The sequence below is a fragment of the Nocardia sp. A7 genome (genome assembly GCF_046549215.1).
GTDB lineage: Bacteria > Actinomycetota > Actinomycetes > Mycobacteriales > Mycobacteriaceae > Nocardia.
The window spans coordinates 26,513-41,508 of record NZ_JAJPWE010000007.1 but is presented as its reverse complement, the minus strand read 5'-3'; the positions used below and the strand labels follow the sequence as shown (position 1 = coordinate 41,508).

Below are 14,996 nucleotides of genomic sequence, written 5' to 3'. Positions count from 1 at the left end.
ATCATCACATGGTTGATTCGTCGGGAGGACCCGTGCTGCGGGTGGCGGTTGCCGGTGCGAGTGGATACGCCGGTGGCGAAGTGTTGCGTCTACTGCTCGGGCATCCCGAATACCGAGCGGGGCGCCTCGAGATCGGGGCGCTGACCGCCGGTTCCAACGCGGGCACCGCCCTTGGCGCACTGCAGCCGCATCTGCTGCCCCTGGCCGACCGGATCCTCGACGAGACCACCCCCGAAATCCTGGCCGGTCACGACATCGTGTTCCTCGGCCTCCCGCACGGGCAGTCCGGCGCGATCGCGGCCGCCCTGCCCGACGAGACGGTCATCATCGATTGCGGCGCCGACTACCGGCTCACCGACGCGGCCGCCTGGGAGAAGTACTACGGCAGTGCCCACGCGGGCAGCTGGCCCTACGGCCTACCCGAATTGCCCGGTGCGCGGGCGAAGCTGACCGGTGCCCGGCGGATCGCCGTGCCCGGCTGCTATCCGACCGTGTCGAGCGTGGCGCTGGCCCCGGCGATCGCCGCCGGGATCATCGAGCCCACGGTGAATGTCGTTGCGGTGAGCGGTACTTCGGGCGCAGGCCGCAAGCTCGATGTCGGCCTGCTCGGTTCCGAAGTGATGGGCAGTGTCCGGGCCTACAGCATCGCGGGCGCGCACCGGCACACCCCCGAGATCGCGCAGAACCTGAAAGCCGCGGGCGGCGTCGATGTCTCGGTGTCGTTCACGCCGGTACTCGCCCCGATGCCGCGCGGCATCCTCGCCACCTGCACCGCCCCGACGAAGGTCGACGCCGCGCAGGCACGCGCCGTCTACGAAAAGGCTTATGCCGAGGAGCCTTTCGTGCACCTGCTGCCCGAAGGCGTGCTGCCGCAGACCGGTTCGGTGATCGGCTCCAACGCGATCACCCTGCAGGTCACCGTCGATGCCGAGGCCGGTCTGCTCGTGGTGATCGGCGCGATCGACAACTTGACCAAGGGCACCGCGGGCGCCGCGGTGCAATCGATGAATCTGGCCGTCGGATTCGACGAGACCGCAGGACTTTCCACCGTAGGAGTGGCACCGTGACGACCCCTGATCCGCAGACCCCGGACCACGGCAAACTGATCCACACCCAGGGCGTCACCGCGCCGCTGGGCTTCCGCGCGGCGGGTATCGCGGCCGGCATCAAGGCCAGCGGCAAGCCGGACCTCGCGCTGGTGCTCAACGAGGGCCCCGAGTACTCGGCGGCCGGTGTGTTCACCAGCAACCAGGTCAAGGCCGCGCCGGTGCTGTGGTCGCAGCAGGTGCTGAAGACCGGCCACCTGCGCGCGGTGATCCTGAACTCCGGCGGTGCGAACGCCTGCACCGGCCACGCCGGTTTCCAGGACACCCACAAGACCGCCGAGGAACTCGCCGCGGCACTGAGCAATTGGGGCACCGAGACCGGCGCGGGCGAGATCGCGGTCTGCTCGACGGGGCTCATCGGTGACCGCCTGCCGATGGACAAGCTCATCCCCGGCATCACCGAGATCGTGCACGAGATGGGCGGCGGCATGTCGGGTGGTTCCGACGCCGCCCACGCCATCATGACCACCGACACCGTCCCGAAGGAGTCAGCCTTTCACAGCGAGGACAAGTGGAACGTCGGCGGCATGGCCAAGGGGGCGGGCATGCTCGCGCCGTCGCTGGCCACCATGCTCGTCGTGCTCACCACCGACGCCGTCGCCACGCCCGCCCAGCTCGATTCCGCGTTGCGCAAGGCCACGAAATACACCTTCGACCGGCTCGATGTCGACGGTTCGTGCTCGACCAACGACACCGTGCTGATCATGGCCAACGGTGCCAGCGGAGTCGCGCCGTCGCAGGCGGATCTCGACGCCGCGGTGTTCACGGTGTGTGACGACCTGGCCGCGCAGTTGATGGCCGACGCCGAGGGCGTCACCAAGCGGGTGCAGGTCACCGTCACCGGTGCGGCCTCCGAGGACGAGGCGCTCACGGTCGCCCGCGCCGTCGCCCGCGACAGTCTCGTCAAGACCGCGCTGTTCGGCTCCGACCCGAACTGGGGTCGCGTACTCGCCGCGGTCGGCATCGCGCCGGTGACCCTGGACCCGAACCGGATCGCGGTGTCGTTCAACGGCAATCCGGTCTGCGTGGACAGTGTCGGCGCGCCCGGCGCCCGCGAGGTCGACCTGTCCGGCGAAGACGTCGACGTGCTGATCGAACTCAACGTCGGCGATGGCACCGCGATGGTGCGCACCACCGACCTCTCGCACGCCTACGTCGAAGAGAACTCGGCGTACAGCTCATGAGCATCGTGGGATCGCTCACGGCCCTGGACAAAGCGCATGTCCTCGCCGACGCCCTGCCGTGGCTGCAGAAGTTCCGCGACAAGATCGTGGTCGTGAAGTACGGCGGCAACGCCATGGTCGACGACGAACTCAAGGCCGCCTTCGCCGCTGACATGGCGTTCCTGCGCACCGTCGGCGTGCACCCGGTGGTCGTGCACGGTGGTGGCCCGCAGATTACGGCCATGCTGACAAGGCTCGGGATGGAAGGCGAATTCCGCGGTGGTTTCCGTGTCACCACCCCCGAGGTGATGGACGTGGTGCGAATGGTGCTGTTCGGTCAGGTCGGGCGTGAGCTCGTCGGGCTGATCAACGCGCACGGCCCGTACGCGGTCGGCATCTCCGGCGAGGACGCGCACCTGTTCACCGCCACCCGGCGCACCGTCGCCGTCGAGGGCGTCGCCACCGACATCGGCCTGGTCGGCGATGTCACCGAGGTCAACCCCGGCGCGGTGCTCGACCTGATCGACGCGGGCCGCATCCCGGTGGTCTCCACCATCGCCCCCGACGTCGACGGCGTGGTGCACAACATCAATGCCGACACTGCCGCCGCCGCGCTGGCCGAGGGCATCGGCGCGGAGAAACTCGTCGTGCTCACCGACGTCGAGGGCCTCTACACCGACTGGCCGGACCGCTCCTCGCTGACCAGCCGCATCGATGCCGACGCGTTGGCGAAGTTGCTGCCGCGCCTGGACGCGGGCATGGTGCCGAAGATGGAAGCGTGCCTGCGAGCCGTGCTCGGCGGGGTCCCCAGTGCCCACGTGATCGACGGGCGCGTCCCGCATTCGGTACTACTGGAGTTGTTCACCGGAGAAGGAATCGGAACCATGGTGACCCCCGCCGGGTCGCCGGATGGAACGCAATCATGAGCGAAACAGAGATGTTGCAGCAGCGGTGGTCCGCCGCGATGATGGACAACTACGGCACCCCGAAGGTCGCGCTGGTGCGCGGTGCGGGCGCGGTGCTCTACGACGCCGACGGCAAGCGCTACCTCGACTTCCTCGGTGGCATCGCGGTCAACAGCCTCGGCCACGCCCACCCGGCGATCCTGGCGGCGGTCACCCAGCAGTTGGGCACGCTCGGTCACGTGTCGAACCTGTATGCCAGCGAGCCCGTGATCGAGCTGGCCGAGAAGCTGCTCGCCCATTTCGGCGACGGTGAGGGCAAGGCGTTCTTCTGCAACTCCGGCACCGAGGCCAACGAAGCGGCGTTCAAGATCGCGCGCCTGACCGGACGGTCGAAAATCGTTGCCGCCGAAGAGGCTTTCCACGGCCGGACGATGGGCGCGCTCGCCCTGACCGGCCAGGCCGCCAAGCGCACGCCGTTCGAGCCGATGCCCGCCGGTGTCGTGCACGTGCCCTACGGTGACGCCGCCGCACTCGAAGCGGTCGTCGATTCCGACACCGCCGCCGTGTTCCTCGAACCGATGATGGGGGAGAGCGGCGTGGTCGTCCCGCCGCCCGACTACCTGGCCCGGGCGCGCGAAATCACCTCGCGGGCCGGGGCATTGCTGATCCTCGACGAGGTGCAGACCGGAATTGGCCGCACCGGAACGTTTTTCGCGCACCAGGCAGCCGGTATCGTGCCCGACGCGATCACCCTGGCCAAGGGCCTGGGCGGTGGCTTGCCGATCGGTGCCGTGCTGGCGCAGGGCCGCGCGGCCGAACTGCTCACGCCCGGCCTGCACGGCACCACCTTCGGCGGCAATCCCGTCTGTGCCGCAGCGGCTCTGGCTGTCCTACATACGATCGACGCCGACAACCTGCTGACCCACGTGGAGTGGGTCGGCAAGAAGCTCGCCGACGGTATCGCCCTGCTCGAGCATCCAGAGATCGACCACGTGCGTGGCGCGGGTCTGCTCATCGGCATCGTGCTGAAAAACGACATCTCCGCGTACGTGGACGAACGCGCGCGCGAGGCGGGCTACCTGCTGAACCCCGCCAAGCCCAATGTGATCCGGTTGGCACCACCCCTGGTGCTCACCGAAAGCCAGGCCGACAATTTCGTCGCCGACCTGCCCGAGATTCTCGACAAGGCCGCCGCCGATGCTGAGGGAGCGACCAAGTGACCCTGCGTCATTTCTTGCGTGACGACGATGTGACCCAGGCCGAACAGGCCGAAATCCTCGCCATCGCCGCCGCATTGAAGAAGGACCCGTTCCTGCACCGGCCGCTGGACGGCCCGCGCGGGGTCGGCGTGATCTTCGAGAAGAACTCCACCCGCACCCGCTTCTCGTTCGAACTCGGTATCGCCCAGCTCGGCGGGCACGCGGTGGTCGTCGACGGTCGCGACACCCAGCTGGGTCGTGAGGAAACCCTCGGCGATACCGGCAGTGTGCTCTCGCGCTACGTCGACGCCATCGTCTGGCGGACGTTCGAACAGTCGCGTCTCGACGAGATGGTTGTCACCGCAACGGTTCCCGTGGTGAACGCGCTGTCCAACGAGTTCCACCCCTGTCAGGTTCTCGCCGATCTGCAGACGATCAGCGAGCGCAAAGGCTCGCTCGCCGGACTGAACCTCACCTACTTCGGTGACGGCGCCAACAACATGGCGCACTCGCTGCTGCTCGGTGGGGTGACCGCCGGAATGAACGTGACCGTGGCCGCGCCCGCCGGTTTCGAACCGCTGCCCTGGATCCTCGACGCCGCCGCCAAGCGTGCCGCGGAAACCGGTGCGACAGTGTCAGTGACGGGTGACCCGGTAGTCGGCGCGACCGGCGCGGATGTGCTCGTCACCGACACCTGGACCTCGATGGGCCAGGAGAACGACGGTCTCGACCGTGTCGGCCCGTTCCGTCCGTTCCAGCTCAACGCCGAACTGCTCGCCTACGCCGATCCGGAAGTGATTGTGCTGCACTGCCTTCCGGCGCACCGCGGGGAAGAGATCACCGACGAGATACTCGACGGCGGACACAGTGTGGTCTGGGACGAAGCCGAGAACCGGCTGCACGCCCAGAAGGCGCTGCTGGTGTGGCTGCTCGCGAAAGCCGCCGCGTGAGACCGCGAACCGGGGCCGGCGTGGGGGGCCGGCGATGAGTGGACCCGAGAAGGGCTCGCCAGCCATCGCCCGCACCCGCGCCGGCCGCCAGTCGCGCATCATCGAACTGCTGACCGCCCACTCGGTCCGTAGTCAGACCGAACTCGCCGCCCTGCTCTCGGCCGAGGGCATCGAAACGACCCAGGCCACGCTGTCTCGTGACCTCGACGAACTCGGCGCGGTGAAACTGCGTGCGGCCGACGGCGGCGCGGGCGTCTACATCGTCCCCGAGGACGGCAGCCCCGTCCGCGGCGTCACCGGCGGCACCGGCCGACTGTCCAAACTCCTCGGCGACCTACTCGTCTCCACCGACGCCAGCGGCAACCTCGCCGTCCTGCGCACCCCACCCGGCGCCGCCCACTTCCTGGCCAGCGCCCTCGACCGCGCCGCCCTCCCCTTCATCGTCGGCACCATCGCCGGCGACGACACCATCGCCGTCATCGCCCGCGAACCCCTCACCGGCGCCGATCTCGCGGCGAAAATAGAAGACCTGGCCTGAGAGCACTACCGTTCGGCTACCTTCCCTTTACTGAAGCTTGCTTAATTAAGGTTAGGTAACGGGTCTTTATGCCTAACCTTAAGTAAATATCGTTAGGTATGATGGCCTCATGGCTAACCCTCCCGCGGTCAGCTGGCCTGCCGTCGAGTACGAAGCGCATCCGTGGGTGGTGCGCGATCCTTATGCCTCGCGTACCCAGCTTCGTCGGCACGCCGGGTCCTACTCCGCCGCAGTGCTCGTCGAGATCGGCGAGCAGCCGGTGGATCTGCCGGTCGCATTACTCACCGAAGCTGAAGAGGCGGCGCAGGAACTCGCGCGATTCGACGCGCACTTGTCGGCCGAACTCGGTGCCGACTGTGAACTCGGCCCCATGAGCTCGGTCCTGCTGCGTACCGAGAGTTCGGCGTCATCGCAGATCGAGAACCTCACGGTGGGAGCAAGGCAACTCGCTCTTGCCGAACTCGGTGAGCACACCAACCGGAACGCGCGCATCGTCACCGCGAATGTGCGGGCGATGGAAGCGGCCGTCCGCCTCGGCAGAGAGGTCGACGTCGACTCGATCCTGGCCATGCACAAGGCGCTCCTCGGTGAATCCGATCCCACCCATGCGGGCCGATGGCGCCATGAGCAGGTCTGGATCGGGGGTAGTAACATCGGTCCACACGCTGCGGACTTCGTTCCCCCCCATCATGATCGGGTGCCGGCGGCCATGGCCGATCTCATTCGCTTCACGCATCGCGACGATGTGCCCGCGCTGGTCCACCTCGCGCTGGCGCACGCGCAGTTCGAGACGATCCACCCGTTCACCGACGGCAATGGGCGCACCGGCCGCGCGTTGGTGCATGCGATGTTGAGCGTCCGGCAGTTGACCGGGCACATCACCGTCCCGATCTCTGCGGGGTTGTTGGTGAACACAGGGAGTTACTTCGACGCGCTGAGTCGATACCGCACCGGGGATCCGGAGCCGATCGTTCGCCAGTTCGTCGACGCGACCTTCTATGCCGTGGGCACCGGACGCCGACTCGTCGACGCGCTCCGAAGTGTGCGCGCCGAATACCGCGAGCGGACCATCGCCCGCGCCGACTCCGTTGTTTGGCGGTTGATCGACAGTCTCATCGCCCAGCCGGTCGTCAACAGCACCTACGTGGCCGAATCCTTCGGCATCAGCGGAGTAGCGGCGCAACGGGCGATCGATCGACTCGTCGAGTCCGAGGTGCTGCGGGAGGTATCGCAACGCGCCAGGAACCGAATCTGGCAGGCCGACGCAATCCTGACGGCCCTCGATGATTTCGCAGCGGGGATCCGACGACTACGCGGTTGACAACCGGTCGGTGGGTTCGCAGCGGTTGCCCGTCGCGGTGAGAGTGTTCGCCCTTGGCTCGTCCGCTACAACCGCTGCCAGGTCCAGTCGACGCGCACATCGAGTGGTGAGTCCGGTGTGACCATCCGGGGTTCGGTGTTCAGGCCGTTGGGTGGGCCGGACTGGGCCTCTACCGAGAGGGATTCCTGCGGCAACGTCCAGACGACGACGTCGTGGACCGGGCTGGTGATGGTGAACTCCAGGAAGTCGGGCCAGGTGAGGCGGGCGAGGACGCCGTCGGGCATGCCGAAGCAGTCGTCCCACGGTGGTGGCGTCGGCGCGATCCTGCGTCCGGTGGGCAGGTAGTCGTCGCCGCGTTCGTATTGCCACGCCGGGTCGAAGTCGAGCCGAACCGGCCCTGTCGCGGGCGGGACTTCGCGCAGGAACCACGGGTGCCAACCGCCCTGGGCGGGGAAGGCGTCGTGGTCGGTGGCGATGCGCATGGCCAGGGTGAGGCCGGTGTCGGTGAGGGTGAACGTCTGGGTGACGGTGCCCGCGAACGGCCACGGATCACCGAGGCGATGGCTGATCGTCGCCTCGGTCGGCGACGCCGCGACCACCTCCCACGCGCCGTCGCGGGCGGTGCCGTGGATGCTGTGCGGGGGATTGTTGATCGGCAGCTGATACGTCCGGTCGCCGACGGTCAGTTCACCCTTGCCGAGCCGACCTGCCCACGGCGCCATGACGAAACTGCCGGTCCCCGGGTCCTGCCGGAGCAGTTCGGTGCCGTCGACGGTGAGGCTGTGGATCGCGCCGCCATCGTCCGGGGCGATCGTGAGCGCCGCGGAGCCTGCCTCGAGCCGCACATCGTCGGTCATGATTCGCACACTAGTGGCGGCCCTCGGTCATCGGCGACAATCCGCGCCGAAGTCGGGCTCAGTTGAACGGGTACTGCCCGCCGCCCGCGCCGCCGCCGTTGTTCGGTGTGGCGATGTCGATGATGTCCTGGACCAGTTCGACGACGGCCCTGCCGACATCGAGAACACCGTTGCCGAGGGTCGAGAATTCCTGCGCGATGTAGTAGAGCATCTTGTTCGTCCTCACGTGTGGCGAGCCGAATAGTGCTCTCCCAGCGTGCCATACGCGAGGTGTCAGGAGTTGAGGAAATTCAGGATCAGCAACGTCAGTGGGGCGGTGATCTCGAACCCGGTTCGCAAGACATACAGCCCGAGACCGGCGATGGCCTCGTAGTTGTCGGAGAGTAGCTGCAGGGCGTCGTCCATGGTGTGCTCCTTCGATCTGGATGAGTCAGGCGAAGAATCCCTGGAGCAGGGGGGTACCGAGTTCGATCACGGCCTTGGCGACCGTCAGGCTCAGGTTTCCGAGTCCGATGACCACTGTCCCGATCAGGTCGTAGTTGGCCTCGGCGAAATCACGTAGCGACTGCATGATGGCTCCTTCGGTCCCGACCTTTGGCTTCTCTGATGTGACCAGCGTCTCATAGCCGAGAGTACTCGCCAAGGGGTGCGGCAGTGTTATCGCAGGTAATCGGCTATTTCGGCATCACCCGGCCGTGCCCGCACCCCCGGTTATGAATGAGATTGCATCATCGTGCATAATCATTTGTAGCAACGGCGTGAGCCGAACCGGCGACCGGAGCATCCATACTGCTCACGGCAGGCCTTACGTACCAGACTTCGAGGAGCACAACAGACATGTCCGATCGCGTCGTACTCGCCTACTCCGGTGGGCTTGACACCTCCGTCGCCATCAGCTGGATCGCGAAGGAGACCGGTTCCGAGGTGGTGGCCGTGGCCATCGACCTGGGCCAGGGCGGCGAGGACATGGAAGCGATCCGTCAGCGAGCGCTGAACTGCGGCGCCGTCGAGGCCATCGTGGTCGACGCGCGCGACGAGTTCGCCGACGAGTACTGCCTGCCCACCATCCAGGCCAACGCCATGTACATGGGCCAGTACCCGCTCGTCTCGGCGATCAGCCGCCCGCTGATCGTCAAGCACCTCGTCGAGGCCGCGAAGTTCCACAACGCCACCACCGTCTCGCACGGCTGCACCGGCAAGGGCAACGACCAGGTCCGTTTCGAGGTCGGCATCGGCGCGCTCGCGCCCGACCTCGAGGTGATCGCCCCGGTCCGCGACTACGCCTGGACCCGCGAGAAGGCCATCGCGTTCGCGGAGGAGAACAAGCTCCCGATCAACGTCACCAAGAAGTCGCCGTTCTCCATCGACCAGAACGTGTGGGGCCGCGCGGTCGAGACCGGGTTCCTCGAGGACCTGTGGAACGCGCCGACCAAGGACGTCTACGACTACACCGCCGACCCGACGGTGAACTTCGAGGCGCCCGACGAGGTCATCATCACCTTCGAGAAGGGTGTGCCGGTCGCCATCGACGGCAAGCCCGTCTCCGTGCTGCAGGCGATCGAGGAGATGAACACCCGTGCCGGTCGTCAGGGTGTCGGCCGTCTCGACATGGTCGAGGACCGCCTGGTCGGCATCAAGAGCCGCGAGATCTACGAGGCACCGGGTGCCATCGCGCTGATCACCGCGCACCAGGCACTCGAGGCCGTCACCGTCGAGCGTGAACTGGCCCGCTACAAGCGGCAGGTCGAGCAGCGCTGGGGCGAGCTGGCCTACGACGGCCTGTGGTTCTCCCCGCTCAAGCGCGCGCTCGACGCCTTCGTGCAGGACACCCAGAAGACCGTCACCGGCGAGATCCGGATGGTGCTGCACGGTGGGTCCGCGGTGGTCAACGGCCGTCGCTCCGAGCAGTCCCTCTACGACTTCAACCTCGCCACCTACGACGAGGGCGACACCTTCGACCAGTCGCTGGCCAAGGGTTTCGTCCAGATTCACGGTCTGTCCTCGAAGGTCGCCGCCCGCCGCGACCTGAACCAGAAGTAAAACGCGGAGAATCACCCTCGTAGTCTCGATACCGGCCGGTCCCCACGGATCGGCCGGTGTCGTCATCATCCATGCCCGCCATTTCGACCGGAGGAGACATCGACTATGACCCACAGTGGAACCAACGAAGGTGCGCTCTGGGGTGGGCGATTCGCTTCCGGGCCGGCAGAGGCGATGGCGGCGTTGAGTAAGTCGACCCACTTCGACTGGGTGCTGGCTCCCTATGACATCCGGGCCTCCAAGGCCCATGCCCGCGTGCTGCACAAGGCCGGGCTGCTCGCCGACGACGACCTGCCCGCCATGCTGGCCGGTCTGGACGCGCTCGCCGCCGATGTCGCCTCCGGCGCCTACGGGCCCGCCGACTCCGACGAGGATGTGCACGGTGCGCTCGAGCGCGGGCTGATCGAGCGGGTCGGGACCGAGCTCGGTGGTCGGTTGCGGGCCGGTCGTTCGCGCAACGACCAGGTGGCGACCCTGTTCCGGATGTGGCTGCGCGACGGTGTGCGCCGGGTTGCCGTCGGTGTGCTCGACGTGGTCGACGCGCTCGTCGCGCAGGCCGCCGTGCACCCCGATGCCGTGATGCCGGGCAAGACCCACCTGCAGGCCGCGCAGCCGGTACTCCTCGCGCATCACCTGCTCGCCCACGCGCACCCACTGCTGCGCGATCTGGAACGCCTGCGCGACTTCGACAAACGCGCCGCCGTCTCGCCGTACGGTTCGGGCGCGCTGGCAGGTTCCTCGCTGGGCCTCGACCCCGAGCAGATCGCCGCGGAGCTGAATTTCGATGCCGCCGCGGCCAATTCGATCGACGCCACCTCCTCGCGTGACTTCGCCGCCGAGGCTGCGTTCGTGCTGGCCATGATCGGTGTCGACCTGAGCCGGATGGCCGAAGAGGTCATCATCTGGAGCACGCCGGAGTTCGGCTACGTCACCCTGGCCGATGCCTGGTCGACCGGTTCGTCGATCATGCCGCAGAAGAAGAACCCCGACGTCTCGGAGCTGACCCGCGGTAAGGCGGGCCGCCTGATCGGTAACCTGACCGGTCTGCTCGCCACGCTGAAAGCCCAACCGCTGGCGTACAACCGGGACCTCCAAGAGGACAAGGAGCCGCTGTTCGACTCGGTCGCTCAGCTGGAACTGCTACTCCCCGCCATCGCGGGCCTGGTCGGCACCCTCACCTTCCACACCGACCGGATGGCCGAATTGGCCCCTGCCGGTTTCACTCTCGCCACCGATATCGCGGAATGGATGGTGCGCCAAGGTGTTCCGTTCCGGGTCGCCCATGAAGCGGCTGGTGCGTGTGTGCGGGCCGCCGAGGCGCGCGGCGTAGGCCTAGACGAACTGACCGACGCCGAATTCGCCGCCGTCGACCCGGCACTGACCGCCGGCGTGCGCGAAGTCCTCACGGTCGCCGGGTCGATTGCCTCCCGCAATGCCCGCGGCGGTACCGCGGGTGTGCGCGTGGCCGAGCAACTCGACGAGGTCCGCAAGACCGCCGACGACGCACGCGCCTGGTTGCGCTGATCGGCGGGTCGCAGGCCTGGCCTCAGGGCGGTCCGAGCCGGGTGACCAGACCTCGGTCCCCATCCACCCGGACCCGGTCGCCGGTGCGCAGCACCTTCGTGGCAACCAAGGTGTTGACCACGCACGGGAGACCGTATTCGCGCGCCACCACGGCGCCGTGCGATACCGAGCTGCCGATGTCGGTGACCAGCGCGCCGATGACGGTGAAGTACGGCGTCCACCCCACGTCGGTGACCGGGGCGACCAGGATCTCGCCGGGCCGCACGTCTCGCGCGTCGACGATCGACTTCGCCACGCGCACAACGCCTTCGACGCTGCCCCGGCTTGCGGGCCTGCCCACGATCTGATCGTCGGTGATCGCGTGCGGCGGCGGTGCGAGCAGCGGGGCCGGCCTGCCCACCGACACATCGTCGAACTCGAGGGAGTTCTGGTACGCCAGTGCTTCTCGGCGCCGCAGCGCGCACCGCACGAGGTCGGCGATGTCGTCCGCGCCGACGACGCGAGCCAACTCGGCACGGTCGAAGAAGAACACCAGGTCGGCGTCGGGCACTCGCCCCGACTCGGCCAGCACCGCACCCAGGTGGCGGTAGCCCAGCTTCAGCGCGTGCGCCATCAGCGCCATCTTCGATTTCGTCTTCTCGCGCCCACGGGCGCCGCCCTGCGCCAGCCGGGCGAGGAACCTGATGGTCGCCGATCCGGGGGTTTTCTCGGGCGTGGGCAGCGGTGCGCGGTGGGCCGGATCCAGTGCGGAGCGCAGCATGACCTGCATCATCGCTCCCAGCCCGCCGGGGTCCTCGGCCCAGGACGGATCGCGCATGCACAGCTCACGGTACCCGCGGTGACCGTGCCGAGCTGAGAACTGTCGCAACGCTTCGCCGCCGGGGTTGCTCGCTGTCCGCAGCTCGGTCACCGCGTCGGCCGGGTCCGCCGCCAGGAACCGCTCGGCGGCCGCATGATCGGCGGCGATGGTTCGCACCACCGCGTCGAGCTCCTCCACCATGAGCGCGCTCTCGACATCGGACGCGCCTGCCATCAGCCGGGTCGCCTCGGCACGACCCTCGTCCGCGTCGAGTCCGTTCTCGACCGCCTGCCTGGTCAGCACGCTCTCGAGGATGTTGGCCGCGACCGCCGCGCGCGACGAGGACCGCACATGAGTCAGCGTGATGTCGCAATACTCTTCGACACCGAACTCCAACTGGCGCAGTATCTCTCGCGGATCGTCACCGGTCGGAATCTGGAATCCGGCGATCTTTCCGTCCAGGCGGCGGATCGCAGGCCCGGCTGACAACGCGTACGTGCTCAGCCGGATCGTGTTGACGAGTCTGCGGGCGAACGGTTTCGGCGGTTCGGCCTTCAGCTCCTCGACCACCCGGCCGCAGATCGACGTGGAGAACTGCTCCAGCGAGTTGCCGAGCAGGCCCGAGCTCAGCGCCGTGCCCTCGGTCAGGTTGAGGAACATGTGCCCGTAGAAATAGCCGACCTGCAACCACGGCCGGTCGTAACTCGGCTGTGCCCGCGCCACCACCTGCGTCATCTGCATCGCGTAGTCGATGGCATAGCCGGACACCGCGGCTGTCAACGGGCAGAACGCCCCCGGCATCATCTCGCCGATGTTGCAGCGCGTGTACACGTGGTCAGCGCCCGCGAGCGGCGAATCCATCTCGTTGAGGTCACCGGGCAGGGTGGTGATCGGTCGGGCCTGCAACCACCACAGTGTGCCGGAACGGTCGATCGCCCACTCGAGGTCCATCGGCCTGCCCCAGTGCCGCGCGGCGCGCAGCGCATCGGACCGAATCTCCGCGATCTCTTCCGGCGACAAAACAGGCGTCGCGCCGACTTCGTGCACGGCGGTGTCACCGTGGGCATCGAGGACGATGTGGTCGGGCGAAGCCGTACCGTCGACGAGCGCTTCGCCGAGCCCCGCGATGGCGTCGATCACCATGAGGTCGCGCCGCCCGGTTGTCGGATCCGCGGTGAACACCACGCCGGCGGCACGCGCGTCGACCATCTGCTGCACCACCAGATGCATGGTGGCGGAAGCTGTTTCGCTGTAGGACGCGACTCGCCGGGAGTGTACGGACGCGGCGCACTCGCGCACGGCCGCGGCGAAGCCATCGACGGAGTCGACATTGAGCACAGTGTCGTACTGGCCGGCGAAGGACTGGTCGTCCCCGTCCTCTCCGATCGCGGAGGAACGGACCGCCACGGAAGTCGCGCCGGCGGCGGCCAGTTCCGAGAAGCGTTCCGTCACAGCATCGATGCCGCCCTGTGCGGAAGCGTCGGCGATGACGAATCCGACCGGCACAGCGAGTCCGAGACGGCGCAGCTCGGCCAGCCCGGCCGCCTTGCCGCCGTAGCTGTCGTCGACGACCTGGTCGAATTCGATCGTTGTCAGTGACATGTAGATCCTTTCAGCGCGTCCACGATCTCGGCGAGCGCGTCGACAGCGATGGGCCCCGGCTGATAGAGGCAGAGCCGGTCCGACACACCGTCGACCCGATCGCGAATATGCGCGGCCACCTCGGCCGGAGTGCCGCAGGCGGCGATGGTGTGCAGGATGTCGTCGTCGATCAGGGCGGCCATCTCCCGCCACCGCCCCTGCTTGGACATCGCGTTGAGTTCGGGCTGCAGATCACCCCAGCCATGGGCGTCGAGCACCGGTCGGTAGGCCGGGGTGGAACCGTAGAACGCCAACAGCATCCGGGTCGAGGCGTGGTCGTCACCGACCGAGACGATGATCTCCGGCACGACCTCGAAGTCGTCCTCGGAGCGTCCGGCGGCCGACAGACCGGCCCGCACGGCAGGCAACGTCGTCTCGTGCAGGAACCGTTTCGTCCCGAACGGCATCACCAGCAGACCGTCGGCCACCTCCGCGGTGGCTGCGGTCAACCGCGGCCCGAGCGCACCGAGATAGATCGGTGGCGGACCGTATGGGTTCGGCCCTGGGACGAAGGTCGGCGTCATCAGGGTGTGTCGGTAGTACTCACCGCGAAAGTCCAGTCGCGTGCCGTCGTTCCAGGTGGCGAAGATCGCGCGCAACGCCCCCACCATCTCCTTCATTCGCGCGACAGGGCGGTCGAACTCGGCCCCGTAGCGCTTCTCGATCTGCGCGCGTACCTGCGTGCCAAGACCCAGGATGAACCGACCCTCGGCGAGCAGTTGCAGATCGTTGGCCTGGTGTGCCAGCTGAATCGGATTGCGGGGCAGTGCGATCGCGACATTGGACATCACGTCGAGCCCCTTGACCGCCGATGCGAGCACCAGCGGCGTGAACACGTCGAACGGTCCTTCGAAGGTGAATACCCCGGATGCGCCTGCCTCCCGGAGCACGGTCGCGCGTTCGACCGCATCGGTGGGTCCGTAGAGCGCTGTCATGATCTTCATGGCGCCCTA

The 14,996-nt window shown here is 67.6% G+C and carries 15 protein-coding genes; 9 read left to right on the top strand and 6 right to left on the bottom strand.

What is annotated here, in order from left to right:
- Positions 1–8 precede the first annotated feature (8 nt).
- The 7 genes from argC to ACLJPD_RS30115 all read left to right on the top strand — a co-directional run bounded on the left by argC (position 9) and on the right by ACLJPD_RS30115 (position 7,182).
- Positions 9–1,067 carry an N-acetyl-gamma-glutamyl-phosphate reductase gene (gene argC / locus ACLJPD_RS30145; RefSeq protein ID WP_410876625.1) on the top strand — a complete coding sequence of 353 codons (1,059 nt, stop codon included), beginning with the start codon at positions 9–11 and terminating at the stop codon, positions 1,065–1,067.
- Positions 1,064–2,290, top strand: coding sequence for a bifunctional glutamate N-acetyltransferase/amino-acid acetyltransferase ArgJ (gene argJ, locus ACLJPD_RS30140; RefSeq protein WP_410876624.1), 1,227 nt, complete (start codon positions 1,064–1,066; stop codon positions 2,288–2,290). Before argC ends, argJ begins: the two co-directional genes overlap by 4 nt.
- Positions 2,287–3,195: an acetylglutamate kinase gene (gene argB / locus ACLJPD_RS30135; RefSeq protein WP_410876622.1), complete on the top strand. Its 909-nt coding sequence runs from the start codon at positions 2,287–2,289 to the stop codon at positions 3,193–3,195. Before argJ ends, argB begins: the two co-directional genes overlap by 4 nt.
- On the top strand, positions 3,192–4,394 hold the full coding sequence (locus ACLJPD_RS30130; protein ID WP_410876621.1) for an acetylornithine transaminase: 1,203 nt from the start codon (positions 3,192–3,194) through the stop codon (positions 4,392–4,394). Before argB ends, ACLJPD_RS30130 begins: the two co-directional genes overlap by 4 nt.
- Entirely contained in the window at positions 4,391–5,323 is a 933-nt protein-coding gene (argF, locus tag ACLJPD_RS30125) for an ornithine carbamoyltransferase (RefSeq protein WP_410876619.1), read from the top strand. Before ACLJPD_RS30130 ends, argF begins: the two co-directional genes overlap by 4 nt.
- Before the next feature lie 34 nt (positions 5,324–5,357).
- The gene (locus ACLJPD_RS30120; RefSeq protein WP_410876617.1) at positions 5,358–5,861 is read left to right on the top strand and encodes an arginine repressor; all 504 of its coding nucleotides are present in this window, start codon (positions 5,358–5,360) and stop codon (positions 5,859–5,861) included.
- A gap of 109 nt (positions 5,862–5,970) precedes the next feature.
- Positions 5,971–7,182, top strand: coding sequence for a Fic family protein (locus tag ACLJPD_RS30115; RefSeq protein ID WP_410876615.1), 1,212 nt, complete (start codon positions 5,971–5,973; stop codon positions 7,180–7,182).
- A 65-nt stretch (positions 7,183–7,247) separates the two neighbouring features.
- Here ACLJPD_RS30115 and ACLJPD_RS30110 read toward each other — a convergent pair whose 3' ends face one another.
- The 4 genes from ACLJPD_RS30110 to ACLJPD_RS30095 all read right to left on the bottom strand — a co-directional run bounded on the left by ACLJPD_RS30110 (position 7,248) and on the right by ACLJPD_RS30095 (position 8,610).
- On the bottom strand, positions 7,248–8,039 hold the full coding sequence (locus ACLJPD_RS30110; protein ID WP_410876614.1) for an aldose 1-epimerase: 792 nt from the start codon (positions 8,037–8,039) through the stop codon (positions 7,248–7,250).
- 58 nt (positions 8,040–8,097) lie between these two features.
- Complete coding sequence (locus ACLJPD_RS30105; protein WP_410876612.1) at positions 8,098–8,250, bottom strand: hypothetical protein; 153 nt, start codon at positions 8,248–8,250, stop codon at positions 8,098–8,100.
- 62 nt (positions 8,251–8,312) lie between these two features.
- Positions 8,313–8,444, bottom strand: a complete 132-nt coding sequence (locus ACLJPD_RS30100; RefSeq protein ID WP_410876611.1) for a hypothetical protein — start codon at positions 8,442–8,444, stop codon at positions 8,313–8,315.
- A gap of 25 nt (positions 8,445–8,469) precedes the next feature.
- Positions 8,470–8,610: a hypothetical protein gene (locus tag ACLJPD_RS30095; RefSeq protein ID WP_410876609.1), complete on the bottom strand. Its 141-nt coding sequence runs from the start codon at positions 8,608–8,610 to the stop codon at positions 8,470–8,472.
- A 266-nt stretch (positions 8,611–8,876) separates the two neighbouring features.
- Between ACLJPD_RS30095 and ACLJPD_RS30090 the strand changes: the two genes are divergently transcribed.
- Positions 8,877–10,079, top strand: coding sequence for an argininosuccinate synthase (locus ACLJPD_RS30090; RefSeq protein WP_410876608.1), 1,203 nt, complete (start codon positions 8,877–8,879; stop codon positions 10,077–10,079).
- A gap of 105 nt (positions 10,080–10,184) precedes the next feature.
- Complete coding sequence (argH, locus tag ACLJPD_RS30085; protein ID WP_410876607.1) at positions 10,185–11,603, top strand: argininosuccinate lyase; 1,419 nt, start codon at positions 10,185–10,187, stop codon at positions 11,601–11,603.
- 22 nt (positions 11,604–11,625) lie between these two features.
- On the opposite strand, the gene ACLJPD_RS30080 is transcribed toward argH, so the two are convergent.
- On the bottom strand, positions 11,626–14,004 hold the full coding sequence (locus tag ACLJPD_RS30080) for a PEP/pyruvate-binding domain-containing protein (protein WP_410876606.1): 2,379 nt from the start codon (positions 14,002–14,004) through the stop codon (positions 11,626–11,628).
- On the bottom strand, positions 13,995–14,987 hold the full coding sequence (locus ACLJPD_RS30075; protein WP_410876605.1) for a TIGR03617 family F420-dependent LLM class oxidoreductase: 993 nt from the start codon (positions 14,985–14,987) through the stop codon (positions 13,995–13,997). The genes ACLJPD_RS30080 and ACLJPD_RS30075 overlap by 10 nt, the downstream gene beginning before the upstream one ends.
- Positions 14,988–14,996 lie beyond the last annotated feature (9 nt).

Bases quoted from the DNA above. Each gene is read 5' to 3' on its own strand.
- ACLJPD_RS30110 (WP_410876614.1), bottom strand. From the start codon at position 8,039: ATGACCGACGATGTGCGGCTCGAGGCAGGCTCCGCGGCGCTCACGATC.
- ACLJPD_RS30130 (WP_410876621.1), top strand. From the start codon at position 3,192: ATGAGCGAAACAGAGATGTTGCAGCAGCGGTGGTCCGCCGCGATGATG.
- ACLJPD_RS30105 (WP_410876612.1), bottom strand. From the start codon at position 8,250: ATGCTCTACTACATCGCGCAGGAATTCTCGACCCTCGGCAACGGTGTT.
- ACLJPD_RS30100 (WP_410876611.1), bottom strand. From the start codon at position 8,444: ATGGACGACGCCCTGCAGCTACTCTCCGACAACTACGAGGCCATCGCC.
- ACLJPD_RS30080 (WP_410876606.1), bottom strand. From the start codon at position 14,004: ATGTCACTGACAACGATCGAATTCGACCAGGTCGTCGACGACAGCTAC.
- ACLJPD_RS30120 (WP_410876617.1), top strand. From the start codon at position 5,358: ATGAGTGGACCCGAGAAGGGCTCGCCAGCCATCGCCCGCACCCGCGCC.
- ACLJPD_RS30115 (WP_410876615.1), top strand. From the start codon at position 5,971: ATGGCTAACCCTCCCGCGGTCAGCTGGCCTGCCGTCGAGTACGAAGCG.
- argC (WP_410876625.1), top strand. From the start codon at position 9: ATGGTTGATTCGTCGGGAGGACCCGTGCTGCGGGTGGCGGTTGCCGGT.
- ACLJPD_RS30075 (WP_410876605.1), bottom strand. From the start codon at position 14,987: ATGAAGATCATGACAGCGCTCTACGGACCCACCGATGCGGTCGAACGC.
- ACLJPD_RS30095 (WP_410876609.1), bottom strand. From the start codon at position 8,610: ATGCAGTCGCTACGTGATTTCGCCGAGGCCAACTACGACCTGATCGGG.
- argH (WP_410876607.1), top strand. From the start codon at position 10,185: ATGACCCACAGTGGAACCAACGAAGGTGCGCTCTGGGGTGGGCGATTC.
- argB (WP_410876622.1), top strand. From the start codon at position 2,287: ATGAGCATCGTGGGATCGCTCACGGCCCTGGACAAAGCGCATGTCCTC.
- ACLJPD_RS30090 (WP_410876608.1), top strand. From the start codon at position 8,877: ATGTCCGATCGCGTCGTACTCGCCTACTCCGGTGGGCTTGACACCTCC.